This is a genomic window from Hominiventricola filiformis, assembly GCF_020686965.1.
In the GTDB taxonomy this organism is placed as follows: domain Bacteria; phylum Bacillota; class Clostridia; order Lachnospirales; family Lachnospiraceae; genus Hominiventricola; species Hominiventricola filiformis.
Window position 1 is genome coordinate 18,520 of sequence record NZ_JAJEPS010000002.1, and the last position, 20,083, is coordinate 38,602.

Below are 20,083 nucleotides of genomic sequence, written 5' to 3' on the forward strand. Positions count from 1 at the left end.
ATCAGTCATGATTGTCTTTCCATTCTTTGCCGTATCCATTGGGATCTCCATTTTCCAGATCACACCCTAAGTCACAGGTGTAATTCCACTCGATGACATCCCCACTTTTCACTACATACTGACCGCAGCCGTAATTGGGATACCATCCATTCACACAATACATCCAGCCGGACCAGCGGCCACCGTCAAACTCATACAGGTTATTGATACCCTGAATATACTGACCACCATTGGTTCCCGTATATTCCATCTGCAATTTGTAAGTATCCCTTATCGTGCAAAGAAGATCGAATACGGTTTCACCCTCCTCAAATTCCATCGTAGTTACCGGAAGGATACATCCGCTGGACGGTACGATGCCGGCCCATTTGGCTTCCTTGTCCATGCCGTTATTGACAGCTGTATCACATCGAATGGTGAAGGTTACGGTGTTTTTCTTCACTGTAGTCGGATTTTTCTTATTATTCTCGTTCTTATCAGTTCCAGAATCCGGAATGGGAGCTTCGTTCTTTTTTTCTTCTTCCCTTGATGGAGCTTTCTGATCGTTTCCATCGGTCTCCTGCTCCGGAACTGTCTGTTTCTGTTCGGCTTCCGTCTCTTTCTTCTTCTCTGTATTGGCGCTCTCTGTCAGTCCATACAGACCTCTTAAGCCGCTCTCCTCTTCTTCTGTATTATTATTGGCAGAAGCGACTTCTGTTGCATGACGGCCGGACTGTTTCTTATCAGATGATAATTTTCCTTTCAGCCACGCCATCACCCCGGTGCTTTCCGGTGTAACTTCTTCCTCGGTGACCTCTCCATCTTCCCCGACGTAATCAATATCCAGTTTGCCGGAGCTTCCGAAACCGCCGATATCATCAACGCCGCAGCCGACAGTACTCATAAGTACCGTTGCCAGCATCAATGCTATGACTGACTTTTTTAACCATTTCCTTTTCATTTTGTTTTCCCTCCCTTGAAAATGGGTAATAAAAAAGGCAACGGAAAATACAGACCCATTGATTGGATCCCTCCGTTACCTTCGGTGTAATGTCACTGTGTGTTCGACATGAAATTCTTCAGCGAATTTCTTACCCTTATCAGGCTGCTTCTCTATCGTCCGACTATTACGGTGCCACATCATGTTCAGGAGTTCCGCCTGACTTGATATTGATTCAGCCTTTATATTTTTATTGATTCATTTCTTCTTTTTTCTTCTTCTCTGCTGCTTCTGTCCGCAACATCACCTGACTTTTATCATTGAGTGATGGCAGTCCGCATGCTTCCAATACATCTTTCCATAATCGAAAACGCTGCTTCAACGCTTCCTGATTGGGGATGTCTGCTTTACTGGGTGAATATCCATGCTCGATGTAATACTGCTTCACCGTCTGGAGCAATGCAATATCGCTCTCCGTCAATGGATCTCCCGACTGCCAGAACAGATCTTTATGATTGATTCTTCTTTTTGCCTTTTTCCAGCTCTGATTATCCTGACTCATTTTGGATTACCCACTCGCTTGCCCCACTCTATTGCATCCTGACGTCTTCTCATGCAATCAGGATCATTCAATATAGGTAATCCAGCAACTGTGAGAACATTTTTCCATATACCAAACCGTCGTTTCAAAGCAGCACTGTTCGGCATATCTTTTTGTGATGGTGAATATCCATGCTTTTCATAATAACGGATCAGCAAATCCAACATCTTATGATCATCTTCTGTCAACGGATCACCTTTTTTCCATCGCTGCACTTGATCCTGTTTTAACTTATTTCCAGTTTTGCTTTTCTTAGGATCTTCTCTTCTCACCTTTTCCCCTTCGCCCATCAAAAATGAATCTTTGACGTGCCTCCAAAGATATTCCATGATATATCAACTAGTAAATGCTGTATTCTGACTTAGACCTTCCTGCCTACTCGTCGCCCTTCTCAGTTGCCCAATGGTTATTGCGACTTTCGTAGATCATTACAGCAGGGATAAAAACTGTAGCAGATTCTCACTGCTTTCCCAGAACCGGATTCGATTCTGACTCATTTACTTTATTTGATATCAGTATTGATTTATTCTGCCTTAAAGTGGATATACTAAGTACTGACAATACAATTTGCCATAGATTATACCCATCTAAGAATGAATCCGGTTTTGGACTGTAAAACAGCATGTTTCAGCTTTTTCTGACCAGAATTTTGACGGCTGACAGATCTTATGACATACACAGGCTGCTGATCTGAAACTTCTTGTATTCCATGGATGGATGTACATATCTGTCTAATGTAATCTTCACGGAGGAGTGACCAAGAAGTTCACTAAGCACTTTGATATCCATCCCGGACTCTACGCACCGGGTAGCGAAAGTATGCCGCAGCGTGTGAAATTTAAAATCCCGCAGCCCATGAGTCTCGCAAAATTTTTTGAACCGTGAAGTCATCGTTCGGGGTTCTACGGGTTTAAGACTGCCTGACAATACAAAATCGGCATCTGAATGCAGTTTCTTTTTCACTTCCAACCAGCTTCTTAACTGAGGATGAATGGGAATCGTTCTTTCTTTATGATTTTTCGGCGTATCAAGAAGCAATCTTGTCTTCCCCAGCTTTGCGACCTGCTCTGGCAGATTTTGGACGCGCTGCAATGTATGCCGGATATGAAGAACCCCTTCTTCTGTATCAATATCCCGCCATCGGAGTGCACACAATTCGCCGAGGCGAATACCTTCAAAAAGAGCAATCAGGATTCCAAGGGCGGTTGTATCCCGGCTATTCATACAGCTATGAACCAGAACGGCTGACTCGGAATTGGTCAGAACTTCGATCTGCTTTGCTTTATCTTTTATCTTTTTTTGTTTCGGAACAATATGCAAACTACCCGGAGCCTGCGCCAGACAATTTTTTAAAATGGTATTCACTGTTTGAATAGAACTTTCCGACAGTGAATTTTTTAACTGCAAAATCAAATTTTTATAGAGTTCTTCATCAATCTCCGTGATCGTTCTGTATCCCCACTCTGGAATAATATAGCGCTCAAGATAGTTCTGGTATTTCATTCGTGTAGAATGTTTCCAGTCAGCACTGTTTTCAGAAATCCATTTCAATGAAGCCTCGTAAAATGTGATAGGGTCTTCAACGACAGGTGGATGAATCACCATCTCAATTTCATAATCCTTCTTGCGTTGGAGAGCCTGACGACAGGTTGGGGCATAGAGTGATTTGTATAAAATCTTTCCCTCCGCAGTCCGACCAGTGATAATTCTTGCTTCCCAACGACCATCTTTTCTCTTGTATACATTCTGTCCTTTTCTCATACATTTCCCTTTCCGGAGTTTCTCTGATGACCAGTTTTCTGACGGCTTATATCGTACAGATTTGTGCAAAGTAGGAAAAATACCTACATAATAAAAACGTCTGAACAACTGATTTTCGACAAACTGCTCAAAAACAATTGACAAAACAGCCGGATACATATATGATTCATAGTAGTGAATGCCTCTTAGATGGGTATATTCTAAGAAAATAGTTGATCAAAATAGGCATGATCAACAAGTCTTTATCTTTCTTTGTTCCGATTCTTCATTAAACTGCTCCATACCCCAAATCGTATATCATATATTCTTAATATTTTCTTAATTTTCTGATTACTCATTGATTACTTATTGATTATTCTGTCAATTATGCTATGATTGGATTATAGAAATTATCAGATAGCCGGTGTGATTCCGACGCGATTGCGACTCTGTGAACGATCATTGATCAAAGCCAGACTCTGATTCTATACGCATCTGTTGCTTGCGCTCATGAGCAAAGAATGCATCTCAAAACATATAATCTGTTTTGAAATGCATTCTTTGTTTTTTTACCATTGAGAAAGAATCCGTTGATTCAAACGAACAACTACTGCCGAATTAACTGTAAAACGACATAGTATTTTTTAGAAAGAGGTGTTTCCAATAGCATGTTTTTTATTTGTATTATTTTTTATATTCACATTTGCTATTATATCGTTTTATATTATTCAACTACAAAGGCAACATCGAAAAGCGTACAGCATATAATGCTCATTTGCCTTACCATAACTGTATGCATTTTTCTTGGAACTTCATTAATGATTGACAATGTTGAAATACTTGCAAATTCAATGCATATTTCTTTCAGTAATGGTAATGTCATAGTTTGGATAATCAATATTTTATGTTTAGTCGAAGCTTTATTTTACATATGGTTCTTTAAAAATCGAATGGTTAATTCCAAATTTATGTGGATCCTGTACATCTATGCAGCATTATGCGTGGAAATGATTTTTAAACATTTATAGGAGCCAGTGACTAACCGCCGTTCTCTCACAACACTATGCGGGCAGATTCAGAACTTACATCTGCTGGAAACGCACGCCGGTACACAAAGAACCCCCACGAACTGCCATTCGTGGGGGTTCTCTTTGTGTTTCTACTCATCGAAATCCGGTTTCTACAAGACAGGATTTTTTGCCTAGGAGTAAAATACAAATTGGCAAATTGGCAAGCAGTGTCTTTGTTTATACATTCGTCTAAACTAAGACTTCCGCTACGCTCCACTTGTTGGGGAATCCCCAATCCCCTGAAACTCATCTTTCGATGAGGCCACCCTTCGGCATCTGTTGTTCTTCATTTAAAAATGTTCTTGTGATTTCCTGTGCAAGTTGAAATTTTTTCATTTCTGATCTTACTTCCCGATATTCACGATACCATTCTTTTTTCTGTTCCAACACTTTTGTATATTCTTCTTTATTCTCTTCATAAAAAACTCTGCTGTATCCGGATTTCCGGTACGCATCATATACACTTTTTGTTTTGGAATGATTCCAGAATCATAAAAACCTTTGGTTTTTGTAAGGACGGCGTTCTATTTTTTTGCTTAAATACAAAGTAAAAAGCCCGAAAATCCAGACAACTGGACTCTCGGGCTTTTTAACACCTGGCAACTTACGAAACAATGAACATCGCCAATCTATTTCTTAACTCTTCCATCAGGCAGAATGGTGCCGCTACAACTTTTCCCACAAGTTTTATTGTGGCTGTCAAGATTCCTTTTCTAAAAAAGAATACAAGCTCTCACTGATTATCTTCTTTCATTTTCTCAGTTACAGACTCAGCTTTTTGCATCTGATTGATGATAATCTGTAATCTGTCCTGCACTTGCTCATTTATATCTGCAAGGTAAGTCCAGAGTCTGATAATTAGCCAGTAACTCATTTAATCCGTTTCTGAATATCTTCAACAGATGGCAGCTGCTTTTCCAGATTATCCGGCAAACTACTGGTTATTTTATATTCGCTTACACCAATCGGCTTTGAAATATCCTTGAGTGAATATTCTGCGACCACATTATTTTTGTTTTTGCACAGAAGCAAACCAATGGACGGATTATCCTGCTCTTTTTTCAAAATTCCGTCCACAGCTGACAGATAAAAGTTTAGCTGACCGGCGTATTCCGGTTTGAAGTCACCGGTTTTCAATTCGATAACTACATAACAGCGGAGATTCAGGTTGTAGAACAACAAATCAATGTAAAAATCATCACCGCCCACATTCAGGTGATACTGATTTCCCAAAAATGCAAATCCTGTTCCAAGCTCCAGAAGAAGCTTTGTGACATCCCGAACCAGTGCCTGCTCAATATCCCGTTCCAGCATATCTTCTCTGAAAGGAATAAAATCAAAGACGTATGGGTCTTTCATAGTCTGTACTGCTAATTCACTTTGCGGAGACGGTAAGCGGTGCTCAAAATTTGTGACCTTATCTGCCAGAACCTGCCGCTGATACAAGTTGCTTTCAATCTGATGGACAAGAACATTTCGAGACCAGCCGTTTTCCGCTGACTTTTTAATATACCATTTACGTTCATCCATATCAGCGACCTTATCCAGAAGAACTATATTGTGACCCCATGGAATTTGTGCAACAACCTGTTGCACAAATTCTCGGTCTGGATAAATCTCTGCGAATTTTGCCATATACTTCAAATTACGAACAGAATATCCTTTGCTTTCTGGAAAAGCAATTATCTTTTGCTTTCTCTCTATCTGTGATAATCATACCATGGGCTGCTAACTTATCCAATTGTTCATCGAAGGTCAATGGTTTTTTCAAATCCATAAAATCTCTCCTTAACGTAAAAAAAGCTGAGTACAAGTCTCAGCTTGGTCCCCAATGTCAAAAAGACTTCGGGCAACTCTGTTACATATAGTATATTCAAAAAACAAAAAAATTACAATAGTTTTTCTCTATAAAATAAAGCCTTTTAAAGACATGCTTAGGTCCGTATTAGTCATTAATGACATTTAGCTTTGTGATTAGCTAATGTAGTTCCAGCTTTGCTTTTCGACTGTTTACTAGACGATTTACTAGCAAGAGTCTTACCCGCTTTTCCTACTTTTCCACCGTGGTGTACTGCCATATCGCTATACCTCCTTTGCAAAATCTCCTTGCAGAAGAAGGCTTTCTTTGGTATTATTAGTTTGCGAGAAAAATAAGTCCAAAGACCTTCTTTGGCAAGGGAGTTAGCCAGAGTTAATCTCTGGCTTTTTCTATGTAAAGAGCAATGCTCTTACATACTATTATTTAATTTTTTCTACTCCAAGAGCCTTATATAATGGATTCAGCTGTTCTTTCACTGCATTTGCAATTTTTTCAATATTCAAGCGTTCTATCATACCATTGCTCTGTATTCCTTTGTAATAAACTTTATTGGCTTGCTTGTACAAACGCTGGAGCTTATCGTATCCATTCTTTCCTGATACTTTTGTATTTTTACCCAGCCTCAAGAATCCTAAAATTCCTTCTATATCATATAAAAACCAGTCTTCAATTGACCTCTTTGCCTGCACGTGAATAACTTTAGCAGCTCCACTATTTGCAAGATCTTTCTTCACTTCATCCCACTTTATCGGTGGTTTTGGTGCAAAATCAAATACATCCGTATCACTACATAAAACAATTGTGAACTCACAGTCATCCCCATATTTAGGCTTGATTTCTTTTGTGAATTTTCTGAGAGCAATACTTTTAAAACCACCTACACCTCTAACATTTCTGTATTCAATATTAGTATCGAATCTTCCCGCAGGGTGTAGCTTTCTGGCATTTGCGACTACTTGTTTGTAAAATTCGACCTCAGTATCTCCCTCTACAAAAAGTACAAGACATTTACTCATCGACTCCACACTCCAAATAATCACTTATGTTACTCTCTGAATCGGCAAGCATTGAGAACAGATAGTCTCCCATGCTCATATTAAATCCAGCTGCATCATTCTCTAACTGTTTCTGACCTGATTTTTTAAAAGTAAAGAACTCAGCCACGCCGGGCTTTCTATTCATACCAACATGAATCCAAGAAGGGTTTAAATAGCTGATAATATATGGCGAATGACTAGTAATAATTACCTTACAATCATCTAACAACTGACTTATAATTTGTATATATGCTTGAAATAGTCCGGGATGAACAGAGTTCTCAGGCTCTTCGATCGCTATCAATGAGATATTGCTTACACTAGATACAATTATCTTGGTCAGTATCATAAATACTCTCTTTGATCCATCTGACATCATTGAAAAGTTAACTGGGTTCGCTAAGTTTTTATCTTTAACAAATAATACATAGATAGAATTCGTAAATACAAATGGCGCATCGTCAGGAAACTGGTCACTTTCATCTGCATTGATTTTGAAATTCTTTACAATAACATCCTCAATGTCTGGAAATAACTGAAAATACACATCTTTCAACAATTCAAATTTATCTGGATTCTGTTTCTTCAAATTGAAGATAATACGTGGAAGATTATCAGCGTTAATCATCTCATTTTCAAATCCCTTACGAATAATTGGGTCTGGCTGATAAAAACTCTTTGCATCCAGATTATTTTCCATATATATCTTCATTCCATTTAGCTTTGTAATAATCTCTGCATAATATAACTCATCGTAGGCTCTTAGTTTATTTGCAACAAGCTCTGCAGAATCAACTTTTATCTTTGACGAGCATCGTCCTGTCTCAGAACTTTTATATAATGCTGTGTCCAGTGTTCTATTGATTAATTGAGTATACTTCTGTCCTTTCTCGTTAAGCTTAACTTTTAGAAACTCAGAAACAATTCCCGGCTCCATATCCTCACTGTTTTTCCATACAAATTCAAAGCCATACTGGACGATGTACTCCTGACCATGAATATCAGTAGACACCTCCATCTCATACTTATAATTTTTTCCAATCATATTACAATTAATTGGAATTAAATTAGAATTTGCCATCATTTCCTTTTTATCTTCAATTGTAGCTTTAATAAATGCTAATCCAAAATCAATGCCGGAAAGCACATTTGACTTACCAAAATTGTTAAGTGCAACAAGAGCAGTAATATTATCAAAAGAGATTTTTACGTTTGATAAATTTTTGAAGCCATCAATCAAAACAGCTTGAATCTTCATACTGACACATCCTTTTTCTTTTATTGTACTCATAATATATCACCTCGTTTAATAAAATGCAAGTATTTTTTGCGTATTTTTTATATTAACATTATTATATGCAATATATTTCATAATATAAGCAATTTATATTTTCCTTTTTTACGAATCTCGCTCTCGTTTTACTCACCTTTTACTCAACAAGGTTCAATTAGCATTCTGCCGCTTCCAGAGAAATTTCTGCAAATTTCTCATCGGTGATACTCTGGAGCTTACCTAACACCTGCTCTCCAAGCTCCTCCATGTCGCTGTCCTTTATGTGCGGCATTACCTGTCTGATCTGCCCAATCATATTCGTCCTGTCCTGTGTCTCAAACACACACATGAAATCGATATCTTCTACTGTGAATTTACTCATCTTCTTACATCTCCCTCTGTGATTTTTTCTCGGTTTCCTTTTCCGGTGAAGTACGCTCTGTCTTATCTCTCTGCTCTATGACCGCCCTTTTCTCCGCCAACTTCTCCTTTATAAAGCTTCACATAAACTAATTTCATTTGCATCTGCTCCTTTCGCAAAAAATAAGCAGCCACACACCATAGTGCATGACTGCTATGTAAAAAGTTCAGGAAGGATTTTTGCAACCTGATACAATTTTCTGTAATCTCCATCATTTCAAAAGTCGAAGATTTTTCATTTTTTGAAACTGCTTCGATGTACTTATTATACTGTCTGCTAATAGTATGTGCAAGAGATCGCTTTCAAAAACACAAAATATTTTATTTTTTGAAAGCGGAGACTATGTAAAGGCAACCCGAAGGCTGCCCCAGGCATCAAGCCTATCCTGTTTACACAGGTTCATTATCATCTACATCGACGGAGCTATCATTACAAATCACAGCTGTGTAACCTGGTTTTCTTTTATCGTATACAATGTCGCCAACTGTTTTTCCATATCTCACAAATACTTCCATATCTGCACTACATTTCGGACATTTAACTTCTTTAATTGAAATCATATTTCTGGCATCCGTACATCCTGAAAAAAATCCCATTTTTTCACTTTTTTCCTGTATACATTTTACTATTTTCTTAACCTATCATTTATTGCTTCAAAATTTTCCTTGCAAGCGTATGAATTTCCGGAATTTCCATCATTAGTTCATCTCCAAGCAATCCCTTTCTTGCGATTTCTGTATCTGTTGAAATAACTGCCAACACCTTACTCTGATCGTCAATAGACTCTAACATTGTTGGCAAAACCAGTTCATTTACTTTATTTAACACAAAAAATACAGGTTTTCCAATGCTTTCCCCCAGCTGTTGGATTTTTTTCGTCAGCTTCAATGATTCAAACGAAGGATCTACGATCATTAAAATCAAATCTACACTGTTATCTACACCACGTCCAAAATGTTCTACCCCAGCTTCCATATCCAGCAATGCAACTTCATTATCTCCTACCGTCAGATGTTTGATAAATTGCTTTAAAATACTATTCATTGTGCAGGCACAGCCTTCATTTGCCTGATGTATTTTTCCACTGGAAATAAGCATCACGCCATTGTTTCGTGAAATATATTCTTCAGGTATCTCATTCAATGTAAATGGTTCCGAATAGAACTTTTTTGCAAATGCAGACAACTTCACTGTATCAAGAATCTCTCCTGCCATCATTGTTTTAAAAGCTTTCTCCTTACCGCCAAAAAACTCTGTAAAATCCCTTGGAAGCTTTACGCCAAGTTGGCGATGCAGCCCATAATTTGATTCATCAGAATCGGCTACAAGAACCGTCTTTCCCATTCGTTCAAATTCTTTGGCAAGCAGCGCTGATACTGTACTTTTTCCACAGCCACCTTTGCCACATACTGTAATCTTCATAGTTTCAATCCTCCAACTTACTATGTTTCATATTTTTCCTCCTAAATTTCTGAACAATCTTATCAAAGCCGGACTGGAAAGTTTTCTGATTCATGATCAGAGGGAAGAAAATGCTTCCGATAATTTTTGCAGCAAAATTTCTCCAACTGTTACCGCATCTTCTACACTCAGATAATGATCAGCATGATCCTGAAGAAATAGTTTGCCAGATACAGGAAATTCTTCATCTGCAAACCATATCTTTAAAGTTACCGGATATCTTGGCAGAACCGGAAAAACAGCACACAAATCCGCCTTTGTCTCTATGAATTCTGCACCCAGACTTTTACATGCTTTCTGAATTTTCTCAGGATCTTTGTCCTGCAAAAGCTTTTCCAGTTTCTGCTCTGCAGTCCGGTCAAACTTGGTTCCCCGAATCAATCCATCTTTCAGGTTACCAAAAGTAATGAGCTTCTGTGAGCCTTCTGTTCCATCTGCCATGTCCAGATAATGCAGCAATGTCAGATAATGCCATTCGTCCATGTTTGAGTTAATACGAAACTCAGGAAGTTGAATTTCAATCGCTTCATGAAAACTCGGTACCTCAAGCATATTTCGATTGCTATGAAAAACAGCCCCACTTTTTGCAGCAAGATCCTCTCCGGAACGATTTTGCAGCCGTTTTACTGCTGCCTGTAACATTTCCTGAAATGCACGATTTTCTGTTTGATTTTTGTATTCCATACGTTCTCCTTAAATGATTCTTACTCCACTTCCTCCAGTTCTGTTCCTTCCGGAAGAATATATCCGCAGTTATCACATACTCCGTCCTCTGCGAGTATCCCGTCTTTCACAAAGGCTTCAATGCCTCCCGGTTCATGACAGTGTGGACAATCTAATTCCTGTATCCTTTTCTGATTTCTTACATCCTGGCAATTGGCAAATTCAATTTTACCCATGGTGATTCCTCCATTTTCATTCCATATCAATTTGTCTTCGCAAAAAAGTTCCTATCATACGGGAAAAATTGCTGATATTACGAATATAGGCAAAGTCTTTTCCATAGATTCTCTTTTCCACGGAGAGTTCTTCCTCATTCCCTACAAAAATACCAATTACGAAAATCCCCTGATTTCTGGCCCGACGCACCTCATATGCAGTATCTTTCACAGCTCCTTCTCCGTCATAGATCCTGGGCTGGCGGGTTCCTGGTCGTTGTATACTCATATCACAAGGGTTTCCATCACTTAATACAATTAAAATCTTATTTCTTTCCGGTCGATCCATGAGAGAGGAACAGACTGTTTTCAGTGCAAGCCCATCTCTGTTATTAGCATATGCCCGAAATTGAAAGATTCTTTCATTTGTTTCACTTGGATCTTCATAATCCCGAAATCTCTGAAGTACTGTATATCCCCAGAAAGCACAGTATCCTGTCACCCGATGAGGAATTCCTGCCTGACTTAATGCTTCACTGATAATATATCCCTGCGCCGCTACCTGAGCCTGTCTACCAGCCTGGGAACCACTGGAATCAATCAGGACATCTATTACAAATTCAGAATCTTCTGATCTCTTTTTTCTATTAAATAGCTTGTCATCGTCTGTTCTTCCAATTTTCCATAACCGTTCTGGAACAAGCTGCCCTGCATCAGATCTGCTGACAAAATCATCCTTTCGGATTATAAATGCCCGTTTCAGTGACTCTGCCAACACAGAAATATTTCTTTTGATGATCCAGTGATTTTTTCCATAATAGGCTTTATTTTTTTCAAACTGCAGCTGAGCAAAACGGTATTGATTATTTTTTATCACAGGGTTCTGTAAAATTCCGTCTGTAAGATACAGGTTACAGTTTTTGTGGATTCCTGTACAAAATTTCCGGTTGACTCTGGCCTGTTCCGATTCACTTAGATACGATTTTCCGTAATTCAGTTCCACATATTCCCGTATCCGTCGCACTGCCTGTGGATTTATATTCTCCGGGCTTTCCGGAACTTCTTCTTTTTCCGGAGAAAAATAAGATCTTTTTTTCTTTTTGTTTCTGATATCCAGACTCATCATCTTTTTTTTGATATTAGAAAGATATTTTTGAATGATGTCTTCCATCTGTTCATCCGTCATGCATTCCTGCCACGCGTCATTGGCCAATGCCATATCCGGTAAATTCAGAATCTTCTCCAGATTTCCATTCTTTTTTTCAAAAGAAGGATCCAGAACATGATTATAAATCTCATCTATCACGTTTATGACATCTTCCGTATTTTCCGCATCCTTCAGAGATAGAATCTTGTACAATGCAATCTCTGCCTGTGGATCCATTCCCTTATCGTCTGTGTTCTCCAGAACATGCCTTATATACAGAAGCCTGATCCTGTGAATCAGGTCTGTTCCGGCTTTGTCTGATACCTGCTCTTCTTCGGCCTTTTCCAATTCTCTGAATGCCTGTTCTCTGATTTCTTTTGTTCCCAAACGTTCTCGAATGATAACACGCTCCACTGCAGCATCCATGCATAATCCAGCAAGAGGCAAAAGCATATCTTCTCCAGCAGAAAAATGTAATTTTTTCATCAGATACATGCCAAGTTTCTTCTGATCAAAATATCGTGCAAAGGCACCCTGCTTCACTGCCTCATACAGAACCGTTTGTTTTGAATAATCATATTTTTCTGTGTCCGGTTCAAATTCCATATCATAATCACCACTGACTGTCCAAAAAAGATTTCTGATACGATTGCTGATCTCCAGACGATGTTCTTCCAGTTGTTCCGCCGGCCATCTGACATCCTCCATACAAGTTTACCCCCATATGTCTTTTCCGGTCCAGGAAGATGGGATTCTGGTAGAAACCACATCTTCTACGATCTCTTTTTCAAATACATCAAAACTTTTATTTATGATCCCCATCTGGATTGCTTCAATTGGAGAAAGTCCGCTTCTTGTTGCCTTTACAGCAGAAACCAATCCTCTCAGGTCGAGAGATTTTGTTGAGATTTCTCCATGATAAGCTTTGATCTGCAAATCCAGAAACAGTCCTGCAAAAGCTTTCAATGCACTTTTTTTCCCCTCTGGAAAATGTTGTCTTAATACAAAAAGGACACTATCCTCATCCATTTCAGGCATATCAATTACCATAAACCTTGAAACCAATGCTTCATTTAACTCTCTGGTACCTGCGTAACCATAATTCATCGTGCCGATAAATCGTGTTGCCGGATGAAGTAAAATCCTGTTATATCCTGGAATATCGATTCTGCGCCGATGATCCAGTGTGGCATGCAGTACAGAAACCGCATCATTTTTTGCCATATTGATTTCGTCCAGGATTCCAAATCCTCCAAATTCCGCACATTGGTAGATGGGACCTTTCCGAAGGCGAACTTCATTATTTATAAAGGTATCCGTTCCAATCAGATCGGCACTGTCTGTATTTACGTGAAAAGAAATGTCGTATTCCGGTCTTCCGAATATCCATGCCAGTGTCTCACATAGTACATTTTTTCCTGTAGCTTTCGCACCGGAAAGTAACAGGTTATCTCCCTGAAGAAGCGCTGCTATTGACATTTCCAGAATCTTTTTCCCATAGAATAGGATATCCGGTTTTTCTATCCGTTCCTTTACTTGATCCTCCACCTCATAACGCATGTGAAAATCTCTCAGTTCTCCAATCAGTTCCTGTGCTATCTTCTGGTCTTCTAAATATTTTTCTATTTCTGTCCAATTATTTTTCATGAAGATTTTCCTTTCTTTGCAATTGGTTATACCAAATCAGATACTATTTCTGTTTACTCAATCTTCAAACTTTCAATCCTCCAACTCACAATCCTAACTTCTTTATAATTTCTCCCAGTGCACTTCTTACAGGAGAATCTTTCGGAAGCCGTATGATTGGTTTTCCATCACAGTCATACTGATATACCTGATCATCATGTGGTACAACCCCTAACAGTTCCAGTCCCTGATTTCGGATTTCTTCCAGAGTTCCGGCATCCAGTTTTCCATCTGGAACACGATTCACGATTAATCCAGTTTTCTGTGGTTTAAAGTTTAACTCCTTCATCAGCTTTGCTATACGCCCGGCTGCCTGAACACCTCTTCTGGAACAGTCACTTACAAGAATCGCAACTTCCATCATTGGCAGGATTCCTCTGCTGATATGTTCCATACCTGCTTCGTTATCAACCACAATATATGGATAATGGCTTTGCAGTTTCTGAACCTGGGTCTGCACAAGACCATTTACAAAACAATAGCAGCCCTGTCCCTGGGTTCGCCCCATTACCATCAAATCATAATCGTCTTCTTCTGCAATCGCATCAGAAAGACGCATCTCCAGATAAGCCTGTTTTGTCATTCCTGCCGGAATCTGATATCGTGGATCAACTCCTGCACGTTCAATCTCTTCTCTCAGTTCTCCGAGTGTAATCTCCGGTTCAACGCCGAGCACTTCATTCAGATTCGCATTCGCATCTGCATCTACAGCTAAAACCGGATGTTTTCCATTTTCACATAAATATTGAATCAACAATCCACAAAGGGTTGTTTTCCCTACACCGCCTTTTCCTGATACTGCAATTACATGTCCCATATTTTTCCTCCTAAATTTCTGAACAATCTGTTGACTTTTTCTTTAAATCTCATTATAGTTGTTACTATATGAATTACAATAATCAGTCTGTGAGATTTGTATGGTTACTCAACACATCAGAAAAACTGTTGAGAAATGATACATTGTAAAGCATACATTCAATGGAGGCCATTATGTCGGAAAAAACAAGCAAGCAGGACCGCCGTACCAGATATACCAGACAAAGCATAAAGGAAACTTTTTTAGAATTATTAAAACAGAAAAATTTCACAAAAATCACGGTCACTGAAATCTGTAAAATTTCTGAAATAAACAGAGGTACTTTTTATCTGCATTATTACGATATCCATGACGTGTTGGAAGATATTTTAAATGATATAACACAGGATATGAAAACAACGGTAGAACACTTATTTTGCCCAAACCAGAAAAACTGTTCCTATCCCTTCTGCCAAAAGATTCAGATGGAAACAAAATACAGATCTCTGTTTCTGGATGATACAATTGCTTCCATTCTTCTGGAAAAAATAGCAGAAAATACAAAAGAAGGCTATGTGACCTGGCTTATGTCACACAGCCTCCTGACCTTTGAGCAGGCAGAATCGGTTTTTTATTTTCAAATGAATGGCTGTCTTTCCATCAACAGGCTGATGCTCCGCAATCACTGTAATGACTGGAAACAGATTCAGACAACCATTGACAAATTTATCAAAGCCGGACTGGAAAGTTTTCTGATTCATGATCAGAGGGAAGAAAATGCTTCCGATAATTTTTGCAGCAAAATTTTTCCAACTGTTACCGGATAAACAGCCCCACTTTTTGCAGCAAGATCCTCTCCAGAACGATTTTGCAGCCGTTTTACTGCTGCCTGTAACATTTCCTGAAATGCACGATTTTCTGTTTGATTTTTGTATTCCTTACGTTCTCCTTTGTGAATATTTATAATATCATGTAATAATCAATGTTTATACAAGGGCTGTATTGACTTTTCCTTTAACCCCTATTATAGTTGTAATTATATTATTTACAATCATCAAAACATTAAAAAATGTGAAAATAAAATTATTATATCATACTGCAAGGAGTTTCTTATCATGAAATACTCAACGAAATTAAGCGATACTGTTCATGTAATGGTTCTGATTGCTATCAATCAGGAAAAATCCCTCTCCAGTGCCTCAATTGCAGAAAGTGTCCATACAAATCCCGGCTTTGTACGCCAGCTTATGTTAAAACTTAAAAAAGCGGGACTTATGACCAGTGTAGCGGGACATGCCCGTCCTTCTCTTTCAAAACCAGCAGATCAGATTACATTGCTGGATATTTATAAAGCAGTTGAAGGTGATAAACCATTGCTTCATTTAGATACTCATACCAATCCAGATTGTGGCGTTGGCATTAACATTCAGTTATCTTTGCAGGGATTTTATAATGAAATTCAAAAGACTGCCGAAGAAAAAATGAATACAATTACTTTACAGGATATCATAGATATCTACTATCAGCGGATATCTATAGAAAATAACTTATCCCTTTAGCAAACACTCTGGCATAGTTGCATGTTCCAATTCCTGCTTCAACAAGTTCTACAGCAGTAGGACATAAAATAAGCACCTTCAGATTTTGCTCTGTTGGTGCTTATGATTTACGTATCACTATAATGGTATCTACAAGCTACAATATACACATTTTCATCATCAATCTTGTATATAAGTCTTTCTTTATCGTTTATTCGCCTGCTCCAATAACCTGTTAAATTTCCAACTAACGATTCAGGCTTTCCAATTCCTTCATTACCATTTCTACATATATCTTCTATTAAATTGTTTATCTTTTTTAATGTTTTCCTGTCCTCTGTCTGCCAGTAAATATAGTCCTTCCAGCTATTGTCAGTGAAAACTTTATTCATCAGCAGATACCTCTATAAGATCATGTGTAGAAAACTTTCCCTTTTCAAGCTGTGCTTTAGATTCCATCAACCAATCATAGTTAGCTTTATTTCCCATTACATAGACATTTTCCATCAAATTGTTATATGCTTCTTCAGACAGCATAACAACATTTTTATTATCTTTTCGTGTTACAATCATTGTTTCATAATCATCAGTAACTTTATCCATGTAAGTTTTCATATTATCACGCAAATTCGTATAATTAACTGCCAACATATCAACACCTCCATAATATAATGTACGGTTTTCTGTACTTTTATTATACTGTACAGTTTTCTGTACGTCAAGTATTTATATTATATTATGATACGCTCATACAAATTATTCCAGTTTTAATACAGAGGGCAAATCGGAGGCACTTCCGATTTACTTTCTAAGTTTTGGATTATCACAAATATACTTTATTTTGTATAAACTGTATTCCCTTTTGCAATTACTTCAACAAGCTGAAGTTCCGCGTCAAGAATACAAAGATCAGCATCATAGCCTTCTTCAACCTTGCCTTTTCCTTTGAGACGAAGAATATCTGCCGGATTAGATGTAATTGTAGAAATAGCTATTTCTAAAGGAATTTTTGTTTTAAATACACATTCCTTTACTTCCTTCAGGAGGCAGCTGGACTGTCCAACGCCCATTCCAAGGAATTCGCCATCACTACTGTACATCGGAAGGCTTCCCTGTCCATCAGAAGAAATTGTCATGCGGTCGGGATTTACTCCCGCATCTAACATCCGTTTGATACCATTACATACACGTACCTCATCACAGATAGTTTCCCAATAGTCAATATCCTCATTTCCGGTAAAGTCTACTGCTCCGCCTTTCAGTGCATACTCAAGCGACTTGCAGAAAAGCATCTCATTTCGATTGATATGTGTTGGCAATATTTGAGAAGCTGGTATCTCTGTCTCATCTACTACTCGTTCAATAAGATCTAAGCATCTCGGACTGTCGCCAAGATGAACATTTACAATACCAGCTTTCCCGGAAAGAACACCACCAAGTCTTGTATCCGCAATGACACGTGTAAATTCCTCAAAAGTCGGCTGTGAAGAACGATGATCAGAGATCGCAATTTCTCCAGTTCCAATGATCTCCTGAATCATCATAATATCTTTCACAATACTGTCAGTCAGTGTGCGAACCGGAATCTGATAACTGCCCGTATAACAGTATGCAGTCATTCCCTGCTCATTCAATCCTTTTGTCTTTGCAACCAGTGCACACATATCACGGCCAATTCCATCTGTTCCAAGGCAGCCAACAACTGTTGTTACTCCAAACTTCGTAAGTCCTTCCATCGTTGCTTCCGGAGTACGATTGGCGAATCCACCTTCGCCACCGCCTCCGAGTACATGCACATGACTATCAATGAATCCCGGGGTTAAAATTAACCCCTCTCCATTGATCATTTCTGCCTCAGAAAGAAATCCGTCTGCGGATATGGAACCTGCATCTTGAATCTTAACAATCTTATCATTGATTGTAAGCACATCTTTTTTCCCCAGATGCTGTGGAGCATAAACATCAATATTCTGAATTAATTTCATCATAAATCACTCCCAATTGTAAAGCGGACATTCGCAATCCGCTTCGCTACTTGCTCATGAACGCAGTCGCTTCGCAATCTGCGTTCAAATGCATGTTTTAGAATCCAATTCCAACTGCAATAAGAACTGTAATGATTGCACCAATCATTAAGACGCCAAGGAATTTCCACATGAATTTAATCCAGTTAGACCACTCAATCTTTGCAATCGCAAGAGAGCCGATCAGACATCCGGATGTAGGAACAATCAGGTTTGTAAAAGCATCACCAAGCTGGAATGCAACTACAGCTGTCTGACGTGAAACACCTAACAGGTCTGACAGTGGAGCCATGATCGGCATTGTGATCGCAGCCTGTCCTGTTCCGGATACAACGAAGAAGTTGAATATGGACTGGAACAGATACATAAGTACTGCTGCAACTGCTCCGGAAACTCCAGACAGTGTATTTGAAATATTATACATGATTGTATTGATAACTGTAGGTGTTGTCGGATCAGATCCACCAAGAACCTGCATGATACCCTGTGCCATAGCAACAACAAGTGCAGCACCGATCAGATCTTTTGCTCCATCTTTGAATGATGTTGCAATATCATTCAGTTTCATATCGTTCAATTTAAAGATAACTCCAATCACACCGGAAACAATTCCCATAATGAAGAACTGTGTAGCAATCTCTGGCATGTAGTATCCTTGGATCATGACTCCCCAAACTACCCATACTACTGTAGCAACCAGTGTCAGAAGAACTAAAATGTGTCCGAGACCAAATGAATGGCCTTCGTCAATTCCTGTTTTTTCATTCTGCTCACGGAAATATGCATCCGTCTTATATGCGATAGAGATTGTCGGATTTTTTTTGATCTTTGATGCATAGAACATCGTCATTCCGCAGCCGAGTGCTGTAAATACTACCCACATTACCATACGGAATCCTGCTCCGGAGAATACGTCAATACCTGCAATACCCTGTGCAATACCTACAGAGAATGGATTCATCCAAGATGAACCAAAACCAATCTGTGTTGCAACATAAGTAACAAGAACTGCAATCACTGAATCATATCCAACTGCTACAAACAGCGGACAAAGAATCATAGTAAACGGAAGTGCTTCTTCTCCCATTCCAAAAACTGCTCCACCAAGAGAAAACAGTACAAAAAGCACCGGAATCAGTAGTTTTTCTGCTCCCTTTGCCTTACGGATCAATCCGATCAATCCGGATTCAATCGCACCTGTACGGATCATGATACCGAATGCACCACCTACTACCATAAGGAATGCGATAATCTCGATTGCAGAACTATTTACGATTCCGTTATACATATAGTTAAAGAATCCTGTTCCACCATCTCCACTAAAGAGTGCTACTCCTTCTGTTACTACATTTCCTGCATCATCTGTCAGATACTGGAAACTTCCGTCTTTGATTACTGTACGAGTTTTCTCAACACCATTGATCATATATGAAATATCCTGCGTTTCGTAAAATCCCTTTGGAACAAGAAATGTCAGAAGTGCTGCGATAACAACTACTAAAAAGATGATAATGTAAGTATCAGGCACTTGGAATCCCTTGTTAAAAGACTTTAATCCTTTTCCTTCTTTTTTGTTCATGTTTGAGTCTTCCTCCCATTTTTGATATACTATATTAGTGTACCATAGAATGTTTAAAATCTAACTAAAAATTTGCATATAATGCAAAAATTTA

General features: G+C 38.7%; 24 protein-coding genes and 1 riboswitch. Of the genes, 2 read left to right on the forward strand and 22 right to left on the reverse strand.

The genetic code is table 11. The annotated features are described in order from the left end of the window. Position 1: 1 nt before the first annotated feature. The 18 genes from LKD36_RS02835 to LKD36_RS02920 form a co-directional block, all read right to left on the reverse strand. Positions 2 to 940 (reverse strand): DUF4430 domain-containing protein, encoded by a 939-nt coding sequence (locus LKD36_RS02835; RefSeq protein WP_308458594.1) that lies wholly within the window; start codon positions 938 to 940, stop codon positions 2 to 4. 229 nt (positions 941 to 1,169) lie between these two features. Further along, positions 1,170 to 1,481: a hypothetical protein gene (locus LKD36_RS02840; protein ID WP_118771406.1), complete on the reverse strand. Its 312-nt coding sequence runs from the start codon at positions 1,479 to 1,481 to the stop codon at positions 1,170 to 1,172. Then, positions 1,478 to 1,792 carry a homing endonuclease associated repeat-containing protein gene (locus tag LKD36_RS02845; protein ID WP_308458595.1) on the reverse strand — a complete coding sequence of 105 codons (315 nt, stop codon included), beginning with the start codon at positions 1,790 to 1,792 and terminating at the stop codon, positions 1,478 to 1,480. The genes LKD36_RS02840 and LKD36_RS02845 overlap by 4 nt, the downstream gene beginning before the upstream one ends. Before the next feature lie 58 nt (positions 1,793 to 1,850). Next, positions 1,851 to 2,034, reverse strand: a riboswitch (cobalamin riboswitch). Between the two features lie 152 nt (positions 2,035 to 2,186). Further along, positions 2,187 to 3,281 (reverse strand): tyrosine-type recombinase/integrase, encoded by a 1,095-nt coding sequence (locus LKD36_RS02850; RefSeq protein ID WP_308458596.1) that lies wholly within the window; start codon positions 3,279 to 3,281, stop codon positions 2,187 to 2,189. A 1,782-nt stretch (positions 3,282 to 5,063) separates the two neighbouring features. Then, the gene (locus tag LKD36_RS02855) at positions 5,064 to 5,204 is read right to left on the reverse strand and encodes a TnpV protein (protein ID WP_331465099.1); all 141 of its coding nucleotides are present in this window, start codon (positions 5,202 to 5,204) and stop codon (positions 5,064 to 5,066) included. Further along, positions 5,201 to 5,965, reverse strand: a complete 765-nt coding sequence (locus tag LKD36_RS02860; protein ID WP_331465111.1) for a PDDEXK nuclease domain-containing protein — start codon at positions 5,963 to 5,965, stop codon at positions 5,201 to 5,203. Before LKD36_RS02860 ends, LKD36_RS02855 begins: the two co-directional genes overlap by 4 nt. Positions 5,966 to 5,975: 10 nt before the next feature. Then, positions 5,976 to 6,107 carry a hypothetical protein gene (locus LKD36_RS02865; RefSeq protein ID WP_308458597.1) on the reverse strand — a complete coding sequence of 44 codons (132 nt, stop codon included), beginning with the start codon at positions 6,105 to 6,107 and terminating at the stop codon, positions 5,976 to 5,978. Positions 6,108 to 6,282: 175 nt separating this feature from the next. Further along, entirely contained in the window at positions 6,283 to 6,408 is a 126-nt protein-coding gene (locus LKD36_RS02870; RefSeq protein ID WP_278321588.1) for a hypothetical protein, read from the reverse strand. A gap of 160 nt (positions 6,409 to 6,568) precedes the next feature. Continuing rightward, complete coding sequence (locus tag LKD36_RS02875) at positions 6,569 to 7,165, reverse strand: hypothetical protein (RefSeq protein WP_118771420.1); 597 nt, start codon at positions 7,163 to 7,165, stop codon at positions 6,569 to 6,571. Continuing rightward, positions 7,158 to 8,477 carry an AAA family ATPase gene (locus LKD36_RS02880; RefSeq protein ID WP_308458598.1) on the reverse strand — a complete coding sequence of 440 codons (1,320 nt, stop codon included), beginning with the start codon at positions 8,475 to 8,477 and terminating at the stop codon, positions 7,158 to 7,160. Before LKD36_RS02880 ends, LKD36_RS02875 begins: the two co-directional genes overlap by 8 nt. 157 nt (positions 8,478 to 8,634) lie before the next feature. Further along, a complete protein-coding gene (locus LKD36_RS02885; protein WP_308458599.1) occupies positions 8,635 to 8,841 on the reverse strand; it encodes a transposon-transfer assisting family protein in 207 nt (68 codons plus the stop codon). A gap of 428 nt (positions 8,842 to 9,269) precedes the next feature. Then, on the reverse strand, positions 9,270 to 9,476 hold the full coding sequence (locus LKD36_RS02890) for a hypothetical protein (RefSeq protein WP_308458600.1): 207 nt from the start codon (positions 9,474 to 9,476) through the stop codon (positions 9,270 to 9,272). 49 nt (positions 9,477 to 9,525) lie between these two features. Next, a complete protein-coding gene (locus tag LKD36_RS02895) occupies positions 9,526 to 10,302 on the reverse strand; it encodes an ATP-binding protein (protein ID WP_118771424.1) in 777 nt (258 codons plus the stop codon). Between the two features lie 96 nt (positions 10,303 to 10,398). Continuing rightward, entirely contained in the window at positions 10,399 to 11,025 is a 627-nt protein-coding gene (locus LKD36_RS02900; protein WP_308458601.1) for a DUF3786 domain-containing protein, read from the reverse strand. Between the two features lie 20 nt (positions 11,026 to 11,045). After that, a complete protein-coding gene (locus tag LKD36_RS02905; RefSeq protein WP_055149523.1) occupies positions 11,046 to 11,240 on the reverse strand; it encodes a hypothetical protein in 195 nt (64 codons plus the stop codon). A gap of 16 nt (positions 11,241 to 11,256) precedes the next feature. Continuing rightward, the gene (locus LKD36_RS02910; protein WP_308458602.1) at positions 11,257 to 13,074 is read right to left on the reverse strand and encodes a cobaltochelatase CobT-related protein; all 1,818 of its coding nucleotides are present in this window, start codon (positions 13,072 to 13,074) and stop codon (positions 11,257 to 11,259) included. A gap of 6 nt (positions 13,075 to 13,080) precedes the next feature. Further along, positions 13,081 to 14,013 carry a MoxR family ATPase gene (locus LKD36_RS02915; RefSeq protein ID WP_308458603.1) on the reverse strand — a complete coding sequence of 311 codons (933 nt, stop codon included), beginning with the start codon at positions 14,011 to 14,013 and terminating at the stop codon, positions 13,081 to 13,083. A gap of 85 nt (positions 14,014 to 14,098) precedes the next feature. Continuing rightward, positions 14,099 to 14,869: an ATP-binding protein gene (locus LKD36_RS02920; RefSeq protein WP_308458604.1), complete on the reverse strand. Its 771-nt coding sequence runs from the start codon at positions 14,867 to 14,869 to the stop codon at positions 14,099 to 14,101. Positions 14,870 to 15,042: 173 nt separating this feature from the next. Between LKD36_RS02920 and LKD36_RS02925 the strand changes: the two genes are divergently transcribed. Both LKD36_RS02925 and LKD36_RS02930 read left to right on the forward strand, forming a co-directional pair. Continuing rightward, positions 15,043 to 15,675 carry a TetR/AcrR family transcriptional regulator gene (locus tag LKD36_RS02925; protein WP_308458605.1) on the forward strand — a complete coding sequence of 211 codons (633 nt, stop codon included), beginning with the start codon at positions 15,043 to 15,045 and terminating at the stop codon, positions 15,673 to 15,675. A gap of 288 nt (positions 15,676 to 15,963) precedes the next feature. Next, positions 15,964 to 16,407, forward strand: coding sequence for an Rrf2 family transcriptional regulator (locus LKD36_RS02930; RefSeq protein ID WP_308458606.1), 444 nt, complete (start codon positions 15,964 to 15,966; stop codon positions 16,405 to 16,407). A gap of 107 nt (positions 16,408 to 16,514) precedes the next feature. On the opposite strand, the gene LKD36_RS02935 is transcribed toward LKD36_RS02930, so the two are convergent. The 4 genes from LKD36_RS02935 to yfcC form a co-directional block, all read right to left on the reverse strand. Continuing rightward, entirely contained in the window at positions 16,515 to 16,778 is a 264-nt protein-coding gene (locus tag LKD36_RS02935) for a Txe/YoeB family addiction module toxin (protein WP_308458607.1), read from the reverse strand. Then, positions 16,771 to 17,037, reverse strand: coding sequence for a type II toxin-antitoxin system Phd/YefM family antitoxin (locus tag LKD36_RS02940; RefSeq protein ID WP_118771432.1), 267 nt, complete (start codon positions 17,035 to 17,037; stop codon positions 16,771 to 16,773). Before LKD36_RS02940 ends, LKD36_RS02935 begins: the two co-directional genes overlap by 8 nt. Before the next feature lie 185 nt (positions 17,038 to 17,222). Further along, on the reverse strand, positions 17,223 to 18,371 hold the full coding sequence (gene iadA, locus LKD36_RS02945) for a beta-aspartyl-peptidase (RefSeq protein ID WP_308458841.1): 1,149 nt from the start codon (positions 18,369 to 18,371) through the stop codon (positions 17,223 to 17,225). Between the two features lie 97 nt (positions 18,372 to 18,468). Then, on the reverse strand, positions 18,469 to 19,989 hold the full coding sequence (yfcC, locus tag LKD36_RS02950; RefSeq protein WP_308458608.1) for a putative basic amino acid antiporter YfcC: 1,521 nt from the start codon (positions 19,987 to 19,989) through the stop codon (positions 18,469 to 18,471). Positions 19,990 to 20,083: the final 94 nt, after the last annotated feature.

Excerpts from the sequence above, each read along its gene's own strand:
- LKD36_RS02835 (WP_308458594.1), bottom strand. The coding sequence starts at position 940 with ATGAAAAGGAAATGGTTAAAAAAGTCAGTCATAGCATTGATGCTGGCA.
- LKD36_RS02840 (WP_118771406.1), bottom strand. The coding sequence starts at position 1,481 with ATGAGTCAGGATAATCAGAGCTGGAAAAAGGCAAAAAGAAGAATCAAT.
- LKD36_RS02850 (WP_308458596.1), bottom strand. The coding sequence starts at position 3,281 with ATGAGAAAAGGACAGAATGTATACAAGAGAAAAGATGGTCGTTGGGAA.
- LKD36_RS02855 (WP_331465099.1), bottom strand. The coding sequence starts at position 5,204 with ATGAGTTACTGGCTAATTATCAGACTCTGGACTTACCTTGCAGATATA.
- LKD36_RS02860 (WP_331465111.1), bottom strand. The coding sequence starts at position 5,965 with ATGGCAAAATTCGCAGAGATTTATCCAGACCGAGAATTTGTGCAACAG.
- LKD36_RS02865 (WP_308458597.1), bottom strand. The coding sequence starts at position 6,107 with ATGGATTTGAAAAAACCATTGACCTTCGATGAACAATTGGATAAGTTA.
- LKD36_RS02870 (WP_278321588.1), bottom strand. The coding sequence starts at position 6,408 with ATGGCAGTACACCACGGTGGAAAAGTAGGAAAAGCGGGTAAGACTCTT.
- LKD36_RS02875 (WP_118771420.1), bottom strand. The coding sequence starts at position 7,165 with ATGAGTAAATGTCTTGTACTTTTTGTAGAGGGAGATACTGAGGTCGAA.
- LKD36_RS02880 (WP_308458598.1), bottom strand. The coding sequence starts at position 8,477 with ATGAGTACAATAAAAGAAAAAGGATGTGTCAGTATGAAGATTCAAGCT.
- LKD36_RS02885 (WP_308458599.1), bottom strand. The coding sequence starts at position 8,841 with ATGAGTAAATTCACAGTAGAAGATATCGATTTCATGTGTGTGTTTGAG.
- LKD36_RS02890 (WP_308458600.1), bottom strand. The coding sequence starts at position 9,476 with ATGGGATTTTTTTCAGGATGTACGGATGCCAGAAATATGATTTCAATT.
- LKD36_RS02895 (WP_118771424.1), bottom strand. The coding sequence starts at position 10,302 with ATGAAGATTACAGTATGTGGCAAAGGTGGCTGTGGAAAAAGTACAGTA.
- LKD36_RS02900 (WP_308458601.1), bottom strand. The coding sequence starts at position 11,025 with ATGGAATACAAAAATCAAACAGAAAATCGTGCATTTCAGGAAATGTTA.
- LKD36_RS02905 (WP_055149523.1), bottom strand. The coding sequence starts at position 11,240 with ATGGGTAAAATTGAATTTGCCAATTGCCAGGATGTAAGAAATCAGAAA.
- LKD36_RS02910 (WP_308458602.1), bottom strand. The coding sequence starts at position 13,074 with ATGGAGGATGTCAGATGGCCGGCGGAACAACTGGAAGAACATCGTCTG.
- LKD36_RS02915 (WP_308458603.1), bottom strand. The coding sequence starts at position 14,013 with ATGAAAAATAATTGGACAGAAATAGAAAAATATTTAGAAGACCAGAAG.
- LKD36_RS02920 (WP_308458604.1), bottom strand. The coding sequence starts at position 14,869 with ATGGGACATGTAATTGCAGTATCAGGAAAAGGCGGTGTAGGGAAAACA.
- LKD36_RS02925 (WP_308458605.1), top strand. The coding sequence starts at position 15,043 with ATGTCGGAAAAAACAAGCAAGCAGGACCGCCGTACCAGATATACCAGA.
- LKD36_RS02930 (WP_308458606.1), top strand. The coding sequence starts at position 15,964 with ATGAAATACTCAACGAAATTAAGCGATACTGTTCATGTAATGGTTCTG.
- LKD36_RS02935 (WP_308458607.1), bottom strand. The coding sequence starts at position 16,778 with ATGAATAAAGTTTTCACTGACAATAGCTGGAAGGACTATATTTACTGG.
- LKD36_RS02940 (WP_118771432.1), bottom strand. The coding sequence starts at position 17,037 with ATGTTGGCAGTTAATTATACGAATTTGCGTGATAATATGAAAACTTAC.
- iadA (WP_308458841.1), bottom strand. The coding sequence starts at position 18,371 with ATGAAATTAATTCAGAATATTGATGTTTATGCTCCACAGCATCTGGGG.
- yfcC (WP_308458608.1), bottom strand. The coding sequence starts at position 19,989 with ATGAACAAAAAAGAAGGAAAAGGATTAAAGTCTTTTAACAAGGGATTC.